Here is a 15663-nt window from a genome sequence, read left to right as displayed (position 1 = left end):
GCATCAGGTGACGTTTAACATGCCCATCATGCCCAGCTCCTCATGCTCGATGATGTGGCAGTGGTACATCCGCATCCCTGGTGAGTCCTGCCGCATCAGCAGCCGGACAATCTCACCGGGGCGCAGGTTGACCGTGTCTTTCCACGCCAGGCAAGCCGGGGCGCTTTTTTTGCCGAGGTACTGGCGCTCTGTCACCTGGAACTGCCCGCCGTGGATATGGAACGGGTGATCCATCGTCGTGGCATTGATGATCTCCCAGCGGTCAACCACCCCCGCTTTGCTGTTTAAATCCATCCGCGCCATATCAAAGGGTTTGCCGTTAATCAGGAAGGCGCGCGGCGGCGTGCCGCCTTTGTTCTTCATGATGTCGCCCATTTTCTCCATCATCACCGCGCGGAGCTGGTTGCCCGGCTCGCCCAACGGCGCAATGGTGCGCAGGGCCGCGCCCTCACTCACCGGCAGCGGGGCAGCGCGGTAACTGACCGTGGCAATATCGGTGGCCGCCTGTGGCGGGGGTGACATCATCCGGTGGCGGTTGTAGGGCAGCAGGGCCAGCGAGGTGTGGCCGTCCGCGCCGGTGACGAGCACTTCCATCCGTTCGCCGGGCGAGAGCAGAATCGCCTCCTGGGCGGGCAGCACCTTCTCCAGCAGGCCGCCGTCACTGCCGACCGGGATAAACCGGCAGCCCGGCAGCGACAGGTTGAGGTAGCGCGCTGAACACATGTTCCAGATGCGCACCCGGTGGGTGCCGCTGAGCGCCATCGCCGGGCGGTACTGGCCGTTAATCAGCACAAACTCCCCTTCACGCCCATCCACCCAGTCGCCATAAGTATGCGGTGGGATCTGCGCGTCGGCGTCGAGCCGCAGGTCGCTGATCGCCCAATGCTGCTCCGGCAGCGCGGCAAGCGGGTCTTGCGGCGCGCGCACCACAATCGCCCCGGCCAGCCCGCGGGCAATCTGCCCGGAGACGCCCTGATGCGGGTGCGGGTGATACCAGTACGTCCCGGCGCTGCCCGGCGGCAGGGTAAAGCGATAGACCCGCGTTGCCCCCGGCGCGACCGGGTCATCCGGGCCGCCATCCTGATTGGCGGGAACCGGCAGGCCATGCCAGTGAATGGTGCTCGGTTCCGGCAGCCGGTTGATAAAGGTCAGGCTGACGTCCATGCCCTCTTCCAGCACAATCAACGGGCCGGGCAGTGACTGGTTATAGCGCCAGCAGGCGGTGGCGCTGGGGTCGTTGGTCAGCTGGGCGCTGCCCGGCTCCGCCACCAGCGTGCCGGCAAAGGTGCCCGGTTGGGTGGATTCATTGCGCAGCAGCGGCAAAGGCCGGAGTGCCTGCCCGGCGCGCAGGCGGTCAGCGGGCAGCAGCGCGGCGGCCTCCGCAGCGGCCGCGGCCGGCGCGGCGTGAGGGGTCATGGCAGAGGCGGAATGCGCCGCAGCAGGCGCGGGGTGGGCCACGGCCCGGCGCAGCACACCGGCTGCCGCCAGCGCCGTCAGGCCGCATTTCAGAAAATGGCGTCGATGCATAAAGGGTTCCAGAGCGAGCCAGGCCACTCAGGGCCAGGGGTAGTCGGCAGTTTTCATGCCCTCTTTCAGATAACGTTTCACCAGCTCCCGCCGGTATTTCACGACATCCTCTACGGGGGTGCTGCGCAGGGTATTCACCTCTTGTGCGGTAAAGGCCGGATAGCCCTGCGGGTCACCCCATTTATCATTCAGGTAGTTCATCAGCTCGGCGAGCTGCGCATCATTGAGGCTCGAGGCCACAATGCCCGGCACATGCATCAGGTAGAGACGCCCGGCCGGGTCTTTGGTAAAGGTGCCCAAAAAGCCCGGCAACGGGGGAATGCCCCCCGGCAAAGAGCCTGAGCCGTCCATGTCGTGGCAGCCGGAACAGCGCAACACATAGTTCTGCCACGGCGTATTTTTTTCACGATAGGCTTCAGCCTGGGCAAAGACAGGCAGCAGCAACAGCAGCAACACGTATAACCCTGTTCGTCTGTGTTTGCCCGGCATGGCTTACCCCCCGTTCCTGAGTTTGCGTAACGCCGCGTGCTCGGGCGGGCTGGCCTGGTACTGGGTGATCAGCGCCGCGGAAGGGCCGTCGCCCACCTGGTTGACGTCGCGCAGCACATATTGGGTGATTTCCACCAGCGTCGCGGTGTCGAGGTATCCCAGCGGCGGCATCACCAGCCCTTCATAAGTGGTGCCTTTTGACTGGAGGGTGCCGCTCATGCCGCCGGTGACCACCCCGGCAATGTACGCCTGCCGGTTGTCGCCCAACGCTTTCCACAGGTCGGCATTGTGCAACGGCGGGGCCAGCCCCTCAATCCCTTCTGCATCAGCACCGTGGCAACTGGCGCAGTTCTCTTCAAAGGCCGCATGGCCGTCGGCCCAGGCAGCGGGGGCCAGCAGCGTCAGCAGCCCGGCCAGGATAAGCGGTTTATTCATTGGCAATCCCCACCAGTGTCGCCACTGTGCAGTGGTAGCCTTTGTTGGTGTTCGCCATGCACCAGTTGATGTCGTTATGCAGCCCCATGCGGTAACCGGGGCGCTCGCCCTGGCTGGTAAAGCAACTGGTGGCGTTGGCGACCGTGGCTTTGCCGCAGCAGTCGTTGTAGGAGACGAGGTAATCCTTATTGTCGTGCGGGTTGCGGCAGGTGCCGACCCACGCCACTTTGGAGGCCTCCGCGCCGGGCGGGCAACTGGTCATGCTGCCGCCGGAGGTGGAACAGAGACTGCCATCCAGCGCGCAATAGCGCCAGTAATCACAGGAATTGGCATCCTCTGCGCCGGTGGCGGCAAACGCCTTGCCCATTGAACGGTCAAACGGCAGCAGCGGCATCAGCCCGGTGCCGACCAGCACCGCCCCGGCTTTGGCAAGGAAACTGCGCCGCCCCAGCCGCCGGGCCGAGTCCCGCATTTTTCGTTCGGAAAGCGTATCAAGCGACGCCAGTAGTGAAGTCAGAAATTTCATAAAATTCTCCTGCCGGTTAAGGGTTGGCGGTCAAAGAGGAAGCGCGGCTGTAAGCCTGGATCGATTCAACGCCGGACTCCTGCGCGTTAAACAAGCTTTCAAACTGTTCGCGGCTGTTGATCAGGCCCTTGGATGTGATGACGCCCTGCGGGTTAAGCAGCACCGAGAACGGCAGCTTCGCCACGCGCCAGGTCATGCCCAGCTCCTGCGACAGCACATAGGGGATGTCGTCCAGTTGCTGTTGCCGGATAAATGCCCGCTGTTTTTCGCTGTCACCATCACTGGCCAGCACGATGTTCAGCCATGCCCGTTCGGCGGTATGCAGGTTTTTCACCACCGGCAGCAGCGTTTTGCAGATTGGGCAGGTCGGCGACAGGAAAAACACCAGGGTGCTTTTCGCCTGTACGCCGCCCAGCGTCACCGGGCCGTGGTTAAGGCTCGGCAGGGTAAATACCGGGGAGGGATCGCCGATGGCCGGGCCGTTGTCATTGATCATTGCGCCCACCGGGGTGATGCGCTCAAACAGCACGCCAACCTGCCGCGACAGCGCCAGGAACGCGACAATCAAACCCACCACCAGCACCGTCAGCAACGCCAGCATAAAGAGGATCAGGGTATTCATAGGCACCTCAGGGTTAAGGGGTAACGGAGCCCGGCGATAACTGCGCGCGCAGGCTGTGCAGACGCAACAGCTGGTCGAGCAATTGGTAACCGAGCCACAGCACCAGGCCAGACAGTATCGCAACGGCCAGATTAAGCGGGGCGACCGGCTGGCCGCCGGTCAGCGCCGCCAGCCCGGCCAGCGCCAGCAACACCGCGTTGCGCACCACCAGCAGCCGGGAAAGTGGCTGGGTTGCGCCGCCGCAGCCGCAGTCAATGTGGCGCTTACCGTGCCGCAGGGCCAACAGCATTGCGCCGCCATACAGCGCCAGCAGCGCGCCCATCAGCATCAGCCCGGATGCGGAGGTTGCCGGGGTCAGCGTCAGCCCCATCGCCGCGCCCTCCGCCACCACCAGCAGCCAGGTCACCGGCAGCGCCAGCGCGGGGGCAACCACGCCGTAATCCGCCACATAACCGGAGAAGCGCCGCACATCCCCGGCTTTGTGCAGCGCCGCCTGGCCGAACAGCAGCGTCAGGAAGGTCAGCACGCAGAGATGCAGCATGTCACAGAGGGCGGCCATCTTAGTTGTCCACCCGCAGCAGCAGGTTGAAGTCGCCCAGCCCCTTCACACTGCCCTGCTGTTGGGCGGTGAATTTTTTATCGTTGCTGAAGCTGTATTTGGTCACCGTGCCGCCCTCGCCCTCTTCGTTATCTTTCAAGGTGAAGAGTTGCGGCTGCTCAGTGGCGCTGACCGTGACGGCCACCGGGTTATCCACCTTGAAGCGCGTCACCACCTTATGGCCGGCCATGTCGATGCCCCACACCTCTTTGGCGGCATCTTTATGGCTGCCCTCTTTGCCGTCAGGGTGCATGGTGACAAACATCAGGTTATTGGGTTTGTTGTACGCGAGGATCTGGAACCCGCCCGGCACCCAGTGGCCTTCCACACCGTCGGTGTAATTGAATTTCTCTACCAGGGTGGCTTTGGCCGCTTTGTCAGACACCACCACCATGTTGCCGGTAAACGAGGTAAACATCAGGTTATCGCCGTCACGCTGGGCAGCCAGGAACAGCGCATCTTTGTCGCTGTCGAACAGCTTTTCGCTTTTGCTGGCCTGGTAGTTCTTCTCATCGGCGGCGATCTGGTAAGACGCGATCGTGCCGTCACCGCACAGCGAACTGAATTTGCCCGGTTGTTGCGAGGCGTAAATTCCCCAGCAGCCCGGCGTCGGCACTTCCAACAGATGCCGGCCGGTCGCCAGGCTTATCACGGAAACAGAGGCCGCCGGGGTGGCATTCTGCACAAAGGCATATTTGTCCTCCGCGGAGAGCTGGAAACTGTTAATTGACGGCGCGACCTGTGCCATTTTCGGCAGGGTTTCCATCTCTTTGATTTGGCTAAGGGTGGCGATGTCAAAATCCTGGACAACCGCTTCCGTGGGGCCGGACATAATCCGTTTCGGATATACCGAGGCGGTATAAAGATGTTTTTTATCTTGTGACAGGGTGAACTGGCTGATTAAACCGTCGGAAATATTTCCTTTGGTGGAGAGGTCATCGGCGGAGAGTACGGTAATGGTGCTTGCCCCTTTCCAGTTCTGATCAAGCACGAACACATTCGGGCCGGGGGATATATTTTTTTCAACGCTGATGCGTTCGGGTTTAAACGGTTCTGCGGCCTGACTGGTGGTAAAACTCAATATTCCCAGGGTGGTAAATAACGTTAATGAACTATATCGCATACAGGCTCCGGGTCAGTGAAGGTCGACTGAAAAAGCCTTTGCAACTCGTGTGCCAACTCTTTTTTAATGTTTCCCTACCGGCGGGCTGCCTGTTACATGCGATACCGGGAGTAACGCGCCCATTGCGGCGCCTCAAAAGTGTGCAACGAAGCCGGTTTTGAGTGAAAAGCGCACCATTTCGGACGAAACCAAAAGGGTTACGTTGATTTCTTATGCTTTTTTCTCGTCCGCCGTGAGCGGCACCCGCCGCCACGATAAAAAAATCCGGGGCAAGACCCGCGGGGATGAGGCGCTGATCCACCGGTTGCCGGCCTTTCCCGCTGACGATTTTTTACGCTTTTTTACCTTTATTTCTGCGCCCGGCGCGGGCCGGCCCTGAAAAAACTCCTGCGAATTTTCTTAACCGTCGGTGAATCGTTATTTCTCTGCAAGCTGCCGTTAATAACCGGCAGCTATTTCCATCATGGTGCAAACGGCTAAGAATAATCCTTGTGATGAGCCGGAAAAATATCAGGCTGCCTTAAGGGAGGTTTTTTTTCGCGGGGGGAAAGCCTGGGCTGCCACGTTATTTGTTCACTGCCTGCCGGGAAATTTAGCTTAACGGTGCCAAAGCGGCGCAATAAAGTCCCACTAACGATAGGACTACCCGGTTTTATTGCCGGTGCGGATCAGGGTATGGCGATGGAACAGCGAATAATATTGTTTATTAAACGCCCGATCAGCGGTTTATTTGGATTTTTCGCTTATTCATTGACCGTTAAAACTCCGTTTACTGTTCCCGTAGTCTATCCTTCTGATATAAATGTTATGCGTCAACGGAAACAATAAACCTTGATAACCATAAAAACAGGTCCTCTCTGCTATGAAGCTTCGTAAGAAACAAGTAAAGCCTATCGGCTTGAAGGACGTAACCATCATTGATGATGCCAAGTTACGGAAAGCCATTACCGCGGCCTCTCTGGGTAACGCTATGGAGTGGTTCGATTTCGGGGTGTATGGGTTTGTGGCGTATGCCCTGGGCCAGGTCTTCTTCCCTGGTGCCGATCCTGGCGTACAGATGATCGCCGCGCTGGCGACCTTCTCTGTGCCCTTCCTGATCCGCCCGCTCGGCGGCATGTTCTTCGGGACGCTGGGTGACAAATATGGCCGGCAAAAAATCCTGTCGATCACCATCATCATTATGTCGGTCAGTACCTTCTGTATCGGCTTAATCCCTTCCTATGCCTCTATCGGCATCTGGGCGCCGATATTGCTGTTGCTGGCAAAAATGGCGCAGGGCTTCTCCGTCGGCGGCGAATACACCGGTGCCTCGATTTTTGTGGCGGAATACTCCCCTGACCGCCGCCGCGGCTTTATGGGCAGCTGGCTTGATTTCGGCTCGATTGCCGGGTTCGTGCTGGGCGCGGGTATCGTGGTGATCATCTCCGCCGTGATAGGCGAAGAGAGCTTCCTGGATTGGGGCTGGCGTCTGCCGTTCTTCCTGGCGCTGCCGCTGGGCATCATCGGCCTCTACCTGCGTAACGCACTGGAAGAGACCCCGGCATTCCAGCAACACGTGGACAAGCTCGAGCAAGGTGACCGCGAAGGGCTGCGTGACGGCCCGAAAGTCTCCTTCAAAGAGATTGCCACCCGCCATTGGCGCAGCCTGCTGGCCTGTATCGGTCTGGTGCTTTCCACCAACGTGACCTACTACATGCTGCTGACCTACATGCCGAGCTACCTGTCGCATAACCTGCATTATGCGGAAGATCACGGGGTGATGATTATTATCGCCGTGATGCTGGGGATGCTGTTTGTCCAGCCGGTCATGGGCCTGCTGAGCGACCGCTTTGGCCGCCGCCCGTTTGTGATTGGCGGGAGTATCGCGCTGCTGTTTCTGGCGGTACCGTGCTTCATGCTGATCAACAGCCATGCTACCGGCCTTATCTTCTGCGGCCTGCTGCTGCTGGCGGTGATCCTGAACGCCTTTACCGGTGTGATGGCCTCTTCCCTGCCGGCGATGTTCCCGACCCACATCCGTTACAGCGCGCTGGCCAGCGCCTTTAACATCTCCGTGCTGATCGCGGGCCTGACCCCAACCGCCGCCGCCTGGCTGGTGGAAACCACCGGTGACCTCTATATGCCGGGTTACTACCTGATGGTGGTGGCGATTGTCGGCCTGGCAACCGGGATCTTTATGAAAGAGACCGCCAACAAGCCGCTGCGCGGTGCCACTCCGGCCGCTTCTGACCTCAGTGAGGCAAAAGAGATCCTGCGTGAGCACCACGACAACATTGAGCACAAGATCGAAGACATCAATGCGCAGATTGCGGAACTGGAGGCGAAACGCGCCAACCTGATCCAGCAGCACCCGCGTATTAACGAATAACATCACCGCGTCATCCCCGGCCTGTGGCACACCCACAGGCCGTTTTTTTTCAGGCCCGCCAAAGCTGTACAACCGCCCTCACGCCGTCTAATTTTGTGTAATATTTAGACAATTTTCTTAACGAAATCTTTAAACACGCCGTTTCCCGCGATTTCTCTTTTGTTAAATAGTCTCCTATTCAATCGGTTAGCGCGACGCAGAAGAAAATGCGCCTTTCAACCGCCCGCCTGCGACTTTAAGAAATATCTTAATTGATGATTTCCCCTGCTCATTTTCTCTCATGGCCTTTAACCGGGTTCTATAACTTATACGTGTTGTGCGCCCGGCCAGCATGTCAACCCGGCCGGTTCGGCGCACGCTGACACAGTTCTGCCCCTCCCTCCGTTGCGGCCTCTGCCGTGGCTGGAGCTTTTATGTGAGCACCTCGTTTATATCAGCACCACAATGCGATTTTCAGGGATCCCCCATGAAAATCGACCACCCGAACATTGAGGATGGCGAATGTTTAAACATGTGAAATCACTTCAGTACACCGTCCGTGTCGCCGAGCCGAACCCCGGCCTTGCCAACCTGTTACTGGAACAGTTTGGCGGGCCGCAGGGCGAGCTGGCCGCGGCCTGCCGCTACTTTACCCAAGGGCTGGGCGACGATGACCCAGGGCGCAAAGATCTGCTGCTCGACATCGCAACCGAAGAGTTAAGCCACCTGGAGATCATCGGCACCATCGTTGCCATGCTGAACAAAGGCGCAAAAGGCGAGCTGGCCGAAGGCACCCAGAAGGAAGCCGACCTGTACCGCTCGTTGACCGGCAACGGCAATGACAGCCACATCACCAGCGTGCTGTATGGCGGCGGGCCACCGCTGATCAACTCTGCCGGCGTGCCCTGGACGGCGGCCTACATTGATACCATCGGCGAGCCAACAGCCGATCTCCGCTCCAATATTGCCGCCGAGGCCAGGGCTAAAATCGTCTACGAACGTCTGATCAATCTTACCGACGATGTCGGCGTACGGGATGCCCTCTCTTTCCTGATGACACGTGAAGTGGCGCACCAGCTTTCGTTTGAGAAAGCGCTGTACGCCATCCGCAACAACTTCCCGCCGGGCAAACTGCCGCCGGTGCCGGAGTTCGCCAACACCTACTACAACATGTCTGATGAAGGAGAAGTGCGCGGCAGCTGGAACTCGGACGAGAACTTCAACTACGTGGCCAACCCGCAACCGGCGGTGGATGGCGGCGACGGCCTGGCCGTGCTGACCATTCCGGAAGCGCAGAAAGTGGATTATGAAGTGATGGCGCAACGCACCCAGTCTGACCCGTCGGTGAACCCCACCACCGGTGCTGAGCTGGGCGCCACCTCGCCAACCGGTATCGCGCAGGACAAGGACGCCACCGATCCGAACCTACCGCCGGCCTGAGGCAGCAGATAAAAGAAACCGGGCACGCCTTGCGGTGTGCCCTTTTTGTTGGCGTTGGCCCGTGTTTTACTTCAGGGCAAAACGTGGGTCAAAGTAAAAAGGGGCTCGCTGAACGGTGTTAAGGGCGGCAGAGGCCGCCGGATGCCGGGGGTTAAAAAGCGCGTTCCATTCGCCGGTAATGGTACTGGGCACTTTTAATACCAGGCCATTATCCGTACTGCTCAGCCATCCATCGCCAATCTCTTTTGTTGAGGCGGGCGCCGGGTCGTCCTGCCATCCGTCAGGCAAGGCGGCCTTATCAAGCTCAGCAATCAGCGCTTCGGGGATGTCCAGCGACAACATGGAATAGTTGTGCGACAGATCGGCAATAGTAAGATGGACAAGCGATTCAAGCACACACAGCGCCCGGCTTGATCCCAGGTACACGCAGGCGTTGCCGACCGAATTCCAGCGCCCACCATAGGTACGGGCACCAAAGCCATCAAAGGCGTTACCGGCATAGGTGGTTTTAACCAACCGATAGAACGTCACGGTGGCCATCAGGTGATAACACTATGCTCAATCTGGCCGATCAGGTTAATCACCGCCTCTGCACCGACCACGGTTGAGGTCAGCTCTGACGGTTTTTTGCCCCCTAACCCTTTGGCAGGCGTATCAAGCCATTCAGCCGCACGGCGCATGTCACCATTAAACAGTTTTCCGGCGGCGGAGAGCACCCGGATCAGCATATAAATCCGCCCGCTCTGGTCAGCAGAAAACGTCTGCTCTGTGCTTTTTACCCGGCGGTTATAGGTGTTCCGGTCAATCCCCGCCAGGCGGCACAACCAGGCTTCATCGAATGATGAGAGCGACGCTGTCTGTTTTAACAGCGTTGCGCTCAGCCCATCCGTTATGCGGTTATGGGCTTCAGGCAGTGTTTCCGGCAGATTCAGTGAAAACAGCAATGATCGTTCAACCTGCTGTTTATGCGGTTTGTAGACATTGACAGACATACGCCGGCCCTCCCATGTTCATTTGATGCTTATTTTAGCTCACATGAACATGACCGGCAAGGCAGCATACCGGTGCCCCTGGCCACTAATGAGCTAAACCTGCCGTCGGCGTAAGGCTGGCGATAAAAAGAAAAGGGCACGCTGTAAGGCGTGCCCTTTTTGTTTACCCTCGCCCCTGGTTCCGCAGGGTATGGATCACGTGCAGCACTTTGCCGAAAATCTCCAGCTGGTTGGGGGCCGGGTAGAGCGGCGTGTAGGCCGGGTTCATCGGCTCCAGGCAGAGGCGCGGGGTCAGGCAGAGCCGTTTTACCGTGAACTCCCCTTCTACCGCCGCGATCACGATGTCCCCATGTACCGGGGTCTCTGCGCGATCCACCACCAGCAGGTCTCCGCTGTTGATCCCCGCCAGCAGCATCGAATCCCCCTCCGCGCGCACAAAATAGGTGGCGCTGGGGTGGCGGATGCAGTACTCGTTCAGATCAAGCGAACGCTCAATGTAATCCGCCGCCGGAGACGGCACCCCGGCACGGCAATAGTCAGCAAACAGCGGCAACGCCAGTACCGGTAATCCCTCATCCGGACAGGTGAACAGTTCAGTCACAATCACATCACTTCCCTCAATGATACTGTATGTATACCCAGTATAAGACAATTTATCTTCTTGAGAAGCGGCATTGATCCCTTTTCTTCAACGATTTATCAGCAAAGGCATAACATTTTTGCTTAGTGGTGTGCGGCCAACGCGGCGGCCAGCCCGGCGCGGCAGGCGTCACCATCAGCCTGGAAACGCGCTTTCTGCGCCGGTGTCAGGGCGCGGTAGGCGTCAATCACCCGGTTGGCCTCCTCCTCATCCAGCGCTTTATGGTCGAGCGCATACGATGCATTCCCTTTCTCAATCACCGTGCTGAATTGTGCAAGATAATAATCCGCCGGGTGGCCGGTTCCCTGCCGTTGGCTAATCACACACATCAGGGCAGAATAATAGGCGTCATTTTCTTTATGGGCTTTATCCGAGCGGGATTTCATCACACCGCCCCCAACGGCCAATATCAGCCCCACGGTCAGAATAGCGGTTACGCTTTTTTTCATGTTTTGTTTTTTTCACCAGAATAAAAGGCGATGGTAAAGCGGAAAAGGGGAAACCACCAGAGGAAATAAGCGGCCGGGAGAGGTAAGGTTTAATTAAGGGGGATCCGGGCACGAAAAGGGTATCAACGGACGGCAGTAGCAACGGATAACGGTATCAACGGACAACAGTATGAACGGGCGCCGCAGCGCCCGGAGGTGTCAGAGGGCGAAATCGTCCAGTGACTTGCCGGCATCCAGCGCCAGCTTGATCGGTTTTGGGGTACGGCCCTGGCCGGTCCAGGTTTTGGTTTCGCCGTTTTCATCCACAAACTGATATTTGGCCGGGCGCGGGGTGCGCGTCTTGCGGCCCGGTTTGCTCTCGGTCAGTACCAGCAGCTCGGCCGGGTCGATGCCGTCTTCCTGCATCAGGGACAGGTACTCTTTCAGTTTGGAGGCGTGTTCTTCTTGCTGCTGCTTTTGTGACGCTTCTTCCGCGCGGCGTTCTTCCACGATGGTCGTCAGCTTTTGCAGGATTTCCTCTAAGGTTGACAGATTAACCTCCCGTGCCTGGGTACGCAGGGTGCGGATATTGTTCAACGCCTTCAGAAAACCATTCATAATAAATCCTTCCACATTATTGCTTTATATTTATGCATGTCTTAAAAAACCGGGATAGTATAATATCTTCCCGCAGAATAATACCCACGGGCCGAAAATCGGCGACAACAGATGAATTATTACCCGATTCCGGGCGGATATAGTCCGCGCGCGGAAAAGGGTTTATTCCCCCGGCAAGAAAGCCGCGGCGGAAATAGCAGGCCGTTACTGCGTCAGGCGTGGTGAAATATCCCGGCCATATCGGCGGATATATCCGCCGCCCTACAACAGCAGCGCCAGCTCCATTGCCGTACGTTGTAACTGCGGTAATACCTTCTCGCGCAGGGTCTGTGCCGACACCTGTGACGCATTAACCCCAACGTTCATCGCCGCCACCACGCCCCCTTTGCGCGAATGCATCGGCACGGCAATTGAGCGCAACCCAAGCTCAAGCTGCTGATCGTTAATCGCGTAGCCCTGCCGCCGCACCCTGGCCAGTTGCTCCCGCAGTTGTTCCGCATTGCGCACCGTGTGCGGCGTCAGCGGTTCAAAGGTCACGCGCGAGAGGTAGGCGTCCAGTTCCGCCTCGTCCAGCGCACTTAATAACACCAGCCCCATCGACGTGGCATAGGCCGGTAAACGGCTGCCGCGCCCGAGATCAATCGTCATGATGCGTTTCACCGTGGCGCGGGCGATGTAGAGAATATTGTCCCCGTCCAGTGTGGCAACCGAACAGGACTCATTGAGCTGTTTACTCAGGAACTCCAGCGAGTTTTGCGCCGCTTTCGCCAGTTCTGAACTGGAAAGATAGGCATGGCCGATGGTCAGCACCCTGGGCAGCAGCACATAGTGCCGCCCGTCCGGGCAGTGCACAAAACCGAGCGCGCGCAGCGTGTAGAGGCAACGCCGCACCGCCGCGCGTGGGATGCCGGTGCTCTGGCTGATTTGCGACACTGACAGCCGGTGGTGCAACGGGGTAAATGCCTGCAACACCTCCAGCCCGCGCGCCAGCGACGCCATAAAATTGGGGTCGCCTTTGTAGGTGGCGTCCGTCAACGCGCCAATCTCATCAAGACGTTGTAATTCACTGTTGCTGTCCATGAGCCTCCTTCTTCGCTGCCGATTCTGTACCTCACCCTGTTGCGCCGCGGCAAGCCTGCACCCGCGCTTTTCTCTGGGTAGATCACAATTTTAACACCTCAATAACAATATGGCCGATAATCGCACAATGTTTTGATATTCGGTCTTGCAGCGGCCGGGTGGGCAGGCATAGGGTGAAAAAAGAGCAGCCGACAAGGCAGACACAGGACAGGAGAGCCGATGATTGATAAAAGCGTCCCCTCCACCGACGACGCGGTGGCGGATATCCCCGATGGGGCAACCCTGATGATTGGCGGGTTTGGGCAGGCCGGGCAGCCGTTCGCCCTGCTGGAAGCGTTGATCCGCCGCCGCCCGCGTGACCTTACGCTTATCAGCAACAATGCCGGGAACGGTGACACCGGGCTGGCGGCGCTGCTGAAAGCGGGCTGCGTGCGCAAGGTGATCTGCTCCTTCCCGCGCCAGTCCGATTCCTGGGTATTTGATGACCTCTACCGCCGCGGCGAACTGGAACTGGAACTGGTGCCGCAGGGCAACCTGGCGGCGCGCATCCAGGCAGGCGGCGCCGGGCTGGGCGGGATTTTCACCCCGACCGGCTACGGCACCCAACTGGCCGAAGGCAAAGAGACGCGCGAGATCGACGGCCGCCACTATGTGTTTGAACGGCCGCTGAAAGCCGATTACGCGTTGATCCGCGCCCATCTGGGTGACCGCTGGGGCAACCTGGTGTATGACAAAACCGGGCGCAACTTCGGGCCGATCATGGCGATGGCTGCCACCTGCACCCTGGCCGAGGTCAACCGGCTGGTGCCGCTGGGCGGGCTTGACCCGGAACAGGTGATCACCCCCGGCATTTTTGTCCAGCGTCTGGTGGCGACTGCCCCGGCTGACCGCCTTTCCGCCTGAGGAGCCGATGATGGATCCCGTGAACTATGAACAAAAACTGACGCACGAACAGCTGGCACGCCGGATCGCCCAGGACATCCCGGAAGGGGCGTATGTCAACCTGGGCATCGGGATGCCGACGCAGATCGCCAATTATCTGCCGCACGATAAAGAGATCTTCCTGCAAAGTGAGAACGGCATCCTCGGCATGGGGCCTGCCCCTGCGGAGGGCGAGGAAGACCCGGAGCTGATCAACGCCGGGAAACAGTACGTGACGCTGCTGACCGGCGGCTGCTATTTCCACCACGGTGACTCCTTCGCCATGATGCGCGGCGGCCACCTCGACATCTGCGTGCTGGGCGTTTATCAGGTGTCGGCACGCGGTGACCTGGCAAACTGGAGCACCGGCAAGCCGGGCGCGATCCCGGCAGTGGGCGGAGCGATGGATCTGGCGATCGGCGCGCGGCAGGTGTTCGCAATGACCGAGCACCTCACCCGCCACGGCGAGTGCAAAATTGTGGAGCACTGCACCTACCCGCTGACCGGCATCGGCTGCGTGAGCCGTATCTACAGCGATCTGGCGGTGATGGATGTCACGCCCGACGGGCTGGTGGTGACGGAGATTTTCGGCGGCCTGACGCCGGAACAGTTACAGGAGGTGACCCCGGTCCGCCTCATTTTCAACCTGACGCAAACCGAGGCCGCCGATGAACGCCGCTTATCTGTGTGATGGAGTCCGTACCCCCTTTGGCCGCCTGAATGGCGGGCTGGCCGCGGTGCGCGCTGACGATCTGGCCGCGCTGCCGATCCAGGCGCTGATGCAGCGCAACCCGCAGGTGGACTGGGGCCAGCTGGACGATGTGCTGCTGGGCTGCGCCAACCAGGCGGGCGAAGACAACCGCAACGTGGCGCGCATGGCGCTGCTGTTGGCCGGGCTGCCGGTGTCGGTGCCGGGCTGCACGGTCAACCGGCTGTGCGGTTCCAGCCTGGATGCGGTGGCGATGGCCGCCCGCGCGATCAAAACCGGCGAGGGCGACCTGCTGCTGGCCGGCGGCGTGGAGAGCATGTCGCGCGCGCCGTTTGTGATGGGCAAGGCGGAGAGCGCCTTCAGCCGCACCATGCAACTGGAAGACACCACCATGGGCTGGCGCTTCATCAACCCGAAAATGCAGGCGCTGTATGGCGTGGAAACCATGCCGCAAACCGCTGAAAACGTCGCGGCGCGCTTTGGCATCAGCCGGGAAGATCAGGACGCCTTTGCCCTGCGCAGCCAGCAGCGCACCGCCGCCGCCCAGGAGAGCGGGATATTTGCCCGCCAGTTGATGCCGGTGACGATCCCGCAAAAACGGGGCGAACCGCTGCGCGTTGAACGGGATGAACACCCGCGCGCCACCTCCCTGGAGGCGCTGGCAAAGCTGAAACCGGTCGTCAACGGCCAGGGTACTGTGACGGCGGGCAACGCCTCCGGCCTGAATGACGGTGCCTGCGCCCTGCTGCTGGCCAGCGAGCGCGGCGCACAACGCAACGGCCTGACGCCGCTGGCGCGGGTTGTCGCCAGCGCGGTTATCGGGCTGGAACCGGCGTTTATGGGCGTCGGCCCAATCTCCGCCGTGCGCAAAGTGTTGCAGAATACCGGGCTGAGCCTTGACCAGATGGACGTGATTGAGCTGAACGAAGCCTTTGCCGCGCAGGCGCTGGCCGTGACCCGTGAACTGGGGCTGCCGGATGATGCGCCGCACGTTAACCCGCACGGCGGCGCGATCGCGCTCGGCCACCCGCTCGGTGCCTCCGGCGGGCGGCTGGCGATGGCCGCGGCCTATGAACTGCAACGCACCGGCGGCCGTTACGCCCTGTGCACCATGTGCATCGGCGTCGGCCAGGGTATCGCGCTGATCCTGGAACGGGCCTGAGGAGAG

The 15663-nt window shown here is 59.7% G+C and carries 18 protein-coding genes; 5 read left to right on the top strand and 13 right to left on the bottom strand.

Features of this window, described 5'->3' with window-relative positions:
* Positions 1–3 precede the first annotated feature (3 nt).
* From JK232_RS07170 to JK232_RS07140, 7 genes are read right to left on the bottom strand one after another with little or no spacing between them, the layout of a single operon-like run.
* On the bottom strand, positions 4–1527 hold the full coding sequence (locus JK232_RS07170) for a multicopper oxidase family protein (RefSeq protein WP_072928115.1): 1524 nt from the start codon (positions 1525–1527) through the stop codon (positions 4–6).
* Between the two features lie 27 nt (positions 1528–1554).
* The gene (locus JK232_RS07165; RefSeq protein WP_212588982.1) at positions 1555–2016 is read right to left on the bottom strand and encodes a c-type cytochrome; all 462 of its coding nucleotides are present in this window, start codon (positions 2014–2016) and stop codon (positions 1555–1557) included.
* Between the two features lie 3 nt (positions 2017–2019).
* A complete protein-coding gene (locus JK232_RS07160; RefSeq protein ID WP_079205201.1) occupies positions 2020–2451 on the bottom strand; it encodes a c-type cytochrome in 432 nt (143 codons plus the stop codon).
* Positions 2444–2977 carry a methylamine dehydrogenase light chain gene (locus tag JK232_RS07155; protein WP_072928117.1) on the bottom strand — a complete coding sequence of 178 codons (534 nt, stop codon included), beginning with the start codon at positions 2975–2977 and terminating at the stop codon, positions 2444–2446. The genes JK232_RS07160 and JK232_RS07155 overlap by 8 nt, the downstream gene beginning before the upstream one ends.
* A gap of 16 nt (positions 2978–2993) precedes the next feature.
* Positions 2994–3599: a redoxin domain-containing protein gene (locus JK232_RS07150; RefSeq protein ID WP_072928118.1), complete on the bottom strand. Its 606-nt coding sequence runs from the start codon at positions 3597–3599 to the stop codon at positions 2994–2996.
* A 13-nt stretch (positions 3600–3612) separates the two neighbouring features.
* Complete coding sequence (locus JK232_RS07145) at positions 3613–4158, bottom strand: MauE/DoxX family redox-associated membrane protein (RefSeq protein ID WP_212588981.1); 546 nt, start codon at positions 4156–4158, stop codon at positions 3613–3615.
* A 1-nt stretch (position 4159) separates the two neighbouring features.
* A complete protein-coding gene (locus JK232_RS07140; RefSeq protein ID WP_101854730.1) occupies positions 4160–5320 on the bottom strand; it encodes an amine dehydrogenase large subunit in 1161 nt (386 codons plus the stop codon).
* Positions 5321–6182: 862 nt separating this feature from the next.
* On the opposite strand from JK232_RS07140, the gene proP reads away from it, so the two are divergent.
* A complete protein-coding gene (gene proP / locus JK232_RS07135; protein ID WP_072928123.1) occupies positions 6183–7688 on the top strand; it encodes a glycine betaine/L-proline transporter ProP in 1506 nt (501 codons plus the stop codon).
* 501 nt (positions 7689–8189) lie between these two features.
* Entirely contained in the window at positions 8190–9107 is a 918-nt protein-coding gene (locus JK232_RS07130; protein ID WP_072928124.1) for a manganese catalase family protein, read from the top strand.
* 66 nt (positions 9108–9173) lie between these two features.
* On the opposite strand, the gene JK232_RS07125 is transcribed toward JK232_RS07130, so the two are convergent.
* The 6 genes from JK232_RS07125 to JK232_RS07100 all read right to left on the bottom strand — a co-directional run bounded on the left by JK232_RS07125 (position 9174) and on the right by JK232_RS07100 (position 12865).
* On the bottom strand, positions 9174–9647 hold the full coding sequence (locus JK232_RS07125; protein ID WP_072928126.1) for an RES family NAD+ phosphorylase: 474 nt from the start codon (positions 9645–9647) through the stop codon (positions 9174–9176).
* Complete coding sequence (gene parS, locus JK232_RS07120; protein ID WP_072928128.1) at positions 9647–10099, bottom strand: type II RES/Xre toxin-antitoxin system antitoxin; 453 nt, start codon at positions 10097–10099, stop codon at positions 9647–9649. The genes JK232_RS07125 and parS overlap by 1 nt, the downstream gene beginning before the upstream one ends.
* Before the next feature lie 163 nt (positions 10100–10262).
* Positions 10263–10703 carry a translesion error-prone DNA polymerase V autoproteolytic subunit gene (gene umuD, locus JK232_RS07115; RefSeq protein ID WP_072928325.1) on the bottom strand — a complete coding sequence of 147 codons (441 nt, stop codon included), beginning with the start codon at positions 10701–10703 and terminating at the stop codon, positions 10263–10265.
* Between the two features lie 119 nt (positions 10704–10822).
* Positions 10823–11188, bottom strand: a complete 366-nt coding sequence (locus JK232_RS07110; RefSeq protein ID WP_101834919.1) for a hypothetical protein — start codon at positions 11186–11188, stop codon at positions 10823–10825.
* Between the two features lie 198 nt (positions 11189–11386).
* A complete protein-coding gene (locus JK232_RS07105) occupies positions 11387–11785 on the bottom strand; it encodes an H-NS family histone-like protein (protein ID WP_212588980.1) in 399 nt (132 codons plus the stop codon).
* Positions 11786–12046: 261 nt separating this feature from the next.
* Positions 12047–12865 carry an IclR family transcriptional regulator domain-containing protein gene (locus tag JK232_RS07100; protein WP_072928133.1) on the bottom strand — a complete coding sequence of 273 codons (819 nt, stop codon included), beginning with the start codon at positions 12863–12865 and terminating at the stop codon, positions 12047–12049.
* A gap of 219 nt (positions 12866–13084) precedes the next feature.
* Between JK232_RS07100 and JK232_RS07095 the strand changes: the two genes are divergently transcribed.
* Genes JK232_RS07095 through pcaF form a run of 3 tightly spaced genes read left to right on the top strand, consistent with a single transcriptional unit; the run spans position 13085 to position 15657 of the window.
* Positions 13085–13768, top strand: coding sequence for a 3-oxoacid CoA-transferase subunit A (locus tag JK232_RS07095; protein WP_072928135.1), 684 nt, complete (start codon positions 13085–13087; stop codon positions 13766–13768).
* Positions 13769–13778: 10 nt separating this feature from the next.
* On the top strand, positions 13779–14477 hold the full coding sequence (locus JK232_RS07090) for a 3-oxoacid CoA-transferase subunit B (protein ID WP_072928143.1): 699 nt from the start codon (positions 13779–13781) through the stop codon (positions 14475–14477).
* The gene (gene pcaF / locus JK232_RS07085; RefSeq protein ID WP_101854727.1) at positions 14455–15657 is read left to right on the top strand and encodes a 3-oxoadipyl-CoA thiolase; all 1203 of its coding nucleotides are present in this window, start codon (positions 14455–14457) and stop codon (positions 15655–15657) included. Before JK232_RS07090 ends, pcaF begins: the two co-directional genes overlap by 23 nt.
* The last annotated feature ends 6 nt before the right edge of the window (positions 15658–15663 follow it).

Origin of the sequence: Nissabacter archeti (assembly GCF_018257325.1) — a bacterium.
GTDB lineage: Bacteria > Pseudomonadota > Gammaproteobacteria > Enterobacterales > Enterobacteriaceae > Chimaeribacter > Chimaeribacter arupi.
This window is presented reverse-complemented; position numbering and strand designations above follow the sequence as displayed.

Excerpts from the sequence above, each read along its gene's own strand:
- proP (WP_072928123.1), top strand. The coding sequence starts at position 6,183 with ATGAAGCTTCGTAAGAAACAAGTAAAGCCTATCGGCTTGAAGGACGTA.
- JK232_RS07130 (WP_072928124.1), top strand. The coding sequence starts at position 8,190 with ATGTTTAAACATGTGAAATCACTTCAGTACACCGTCCGTGTCGCCGAG.
- JK232_RS07090 (WP_072928143.1), top strand. The coding sequence starts at position 13,779 with ATGGATCCCGTGAACTATGAACAAAAACTGACGCACGAACAGCTGGCA.
- JK232_RS07125 (WP_072928126.1), bottom strand. The coding sequence starts at position 9,647 with ATGGCCACCGTGACGTTCTATCGGTTGGTTAAAACCACCTATGCCGGT.
- JK232_RS07145 (WP_212588981.1), bottom strand. The coding sequence starts at position 4,158 with ATGGCCGCCCTCTGTGACATGCTGCATCTCTGCGTGCTGACCTTCCTG.
- JK232_RS07110 (WP_101834919.1), bottom strand. The coding sequence starts at position 11,188 with ATGAAAAAAAGCGTAACCGCTATTCTGACCGTGGGGCTGATATTGGCC.
- JK232_RS07170 (WP_072928115.1), bottom strand. The coding sequence starts at position 1,527 with ATGCATCGACGCCATTTTCTGAAATGCGGCCTGACGGCGCTGGCGGCA.
- JK232_RS07155 (WP_072928117.1), bottom strand. The coding sequence starts at position 2,977 with ATGAAATTTCTGACTTCACTACTGGCGTCGCTTGATACGCTTTCCGAA.
- JK232_RS07150 (WP_072928118.1), bottom strand. The coding sequence starts at position 3,599 with ATGAATACCCTGATCCTCTTTATGCTGGCGTTGCTGACGGTGCTGGTG.
- JK232_RS07140 (WP_101854730.1), bottom strand. The coding sequence starts at position 5,320 with ATGCGATATAGTTCATTAACGTTATTTACCACCCTGGGAATATTGAGT.
- parS (WP_072928128.1), bottom strand. The coding sequence starts at position 10,099 with ATGTCTGTCAATGTCTACAAACCGCATAAACAGCAGGTTGAACGATCA.
- pcaF (WP_101854727.1), top strand. The coding sequence starts at position 14,455 with ATGAACGCCGCTTATCTGTGTGATGGAGTCCGTACCCCCTTTGGCCGC.
- JK232_RS07160 (WP_079205201.1), bottom strand. The coding sequence starts at position 2,451 with ATGAATAAACCGCTTATCCTGGCCGGGCTGCTGACGCTGCTGGCCCCC.
- JK232_RS07165 (WP_212588982.1), bottom strand. The coding sequence starts at position 2,016 with ATGCCGGGCAAACACAGACGAACAGGGTTATACGTGTTGCTGCTGTTG.
- JK232_RS07095 (WP_072928135.1), top strand. The coding sequence starts at position 13,085 with ATGATTGATAAAAGCGTCCCCTCCACCGACGACGCGGTGGCGGATATC.
- JK232_RS07100 (WP_072928133.1), bottom strand. The coding sequence starts at position 12,865 with ATGGACAGCAACAGTGAATTACAACGTCTTGATGAGATTGGCGCGTTG.
- JK232_RS07105 (WP_212588980.1), bottom strand. The coding sequence starts at position 11,785 with ATGAATGGTTTTCTGAAGGCGTTGAACAATATCCGCACCCTGCGTACC.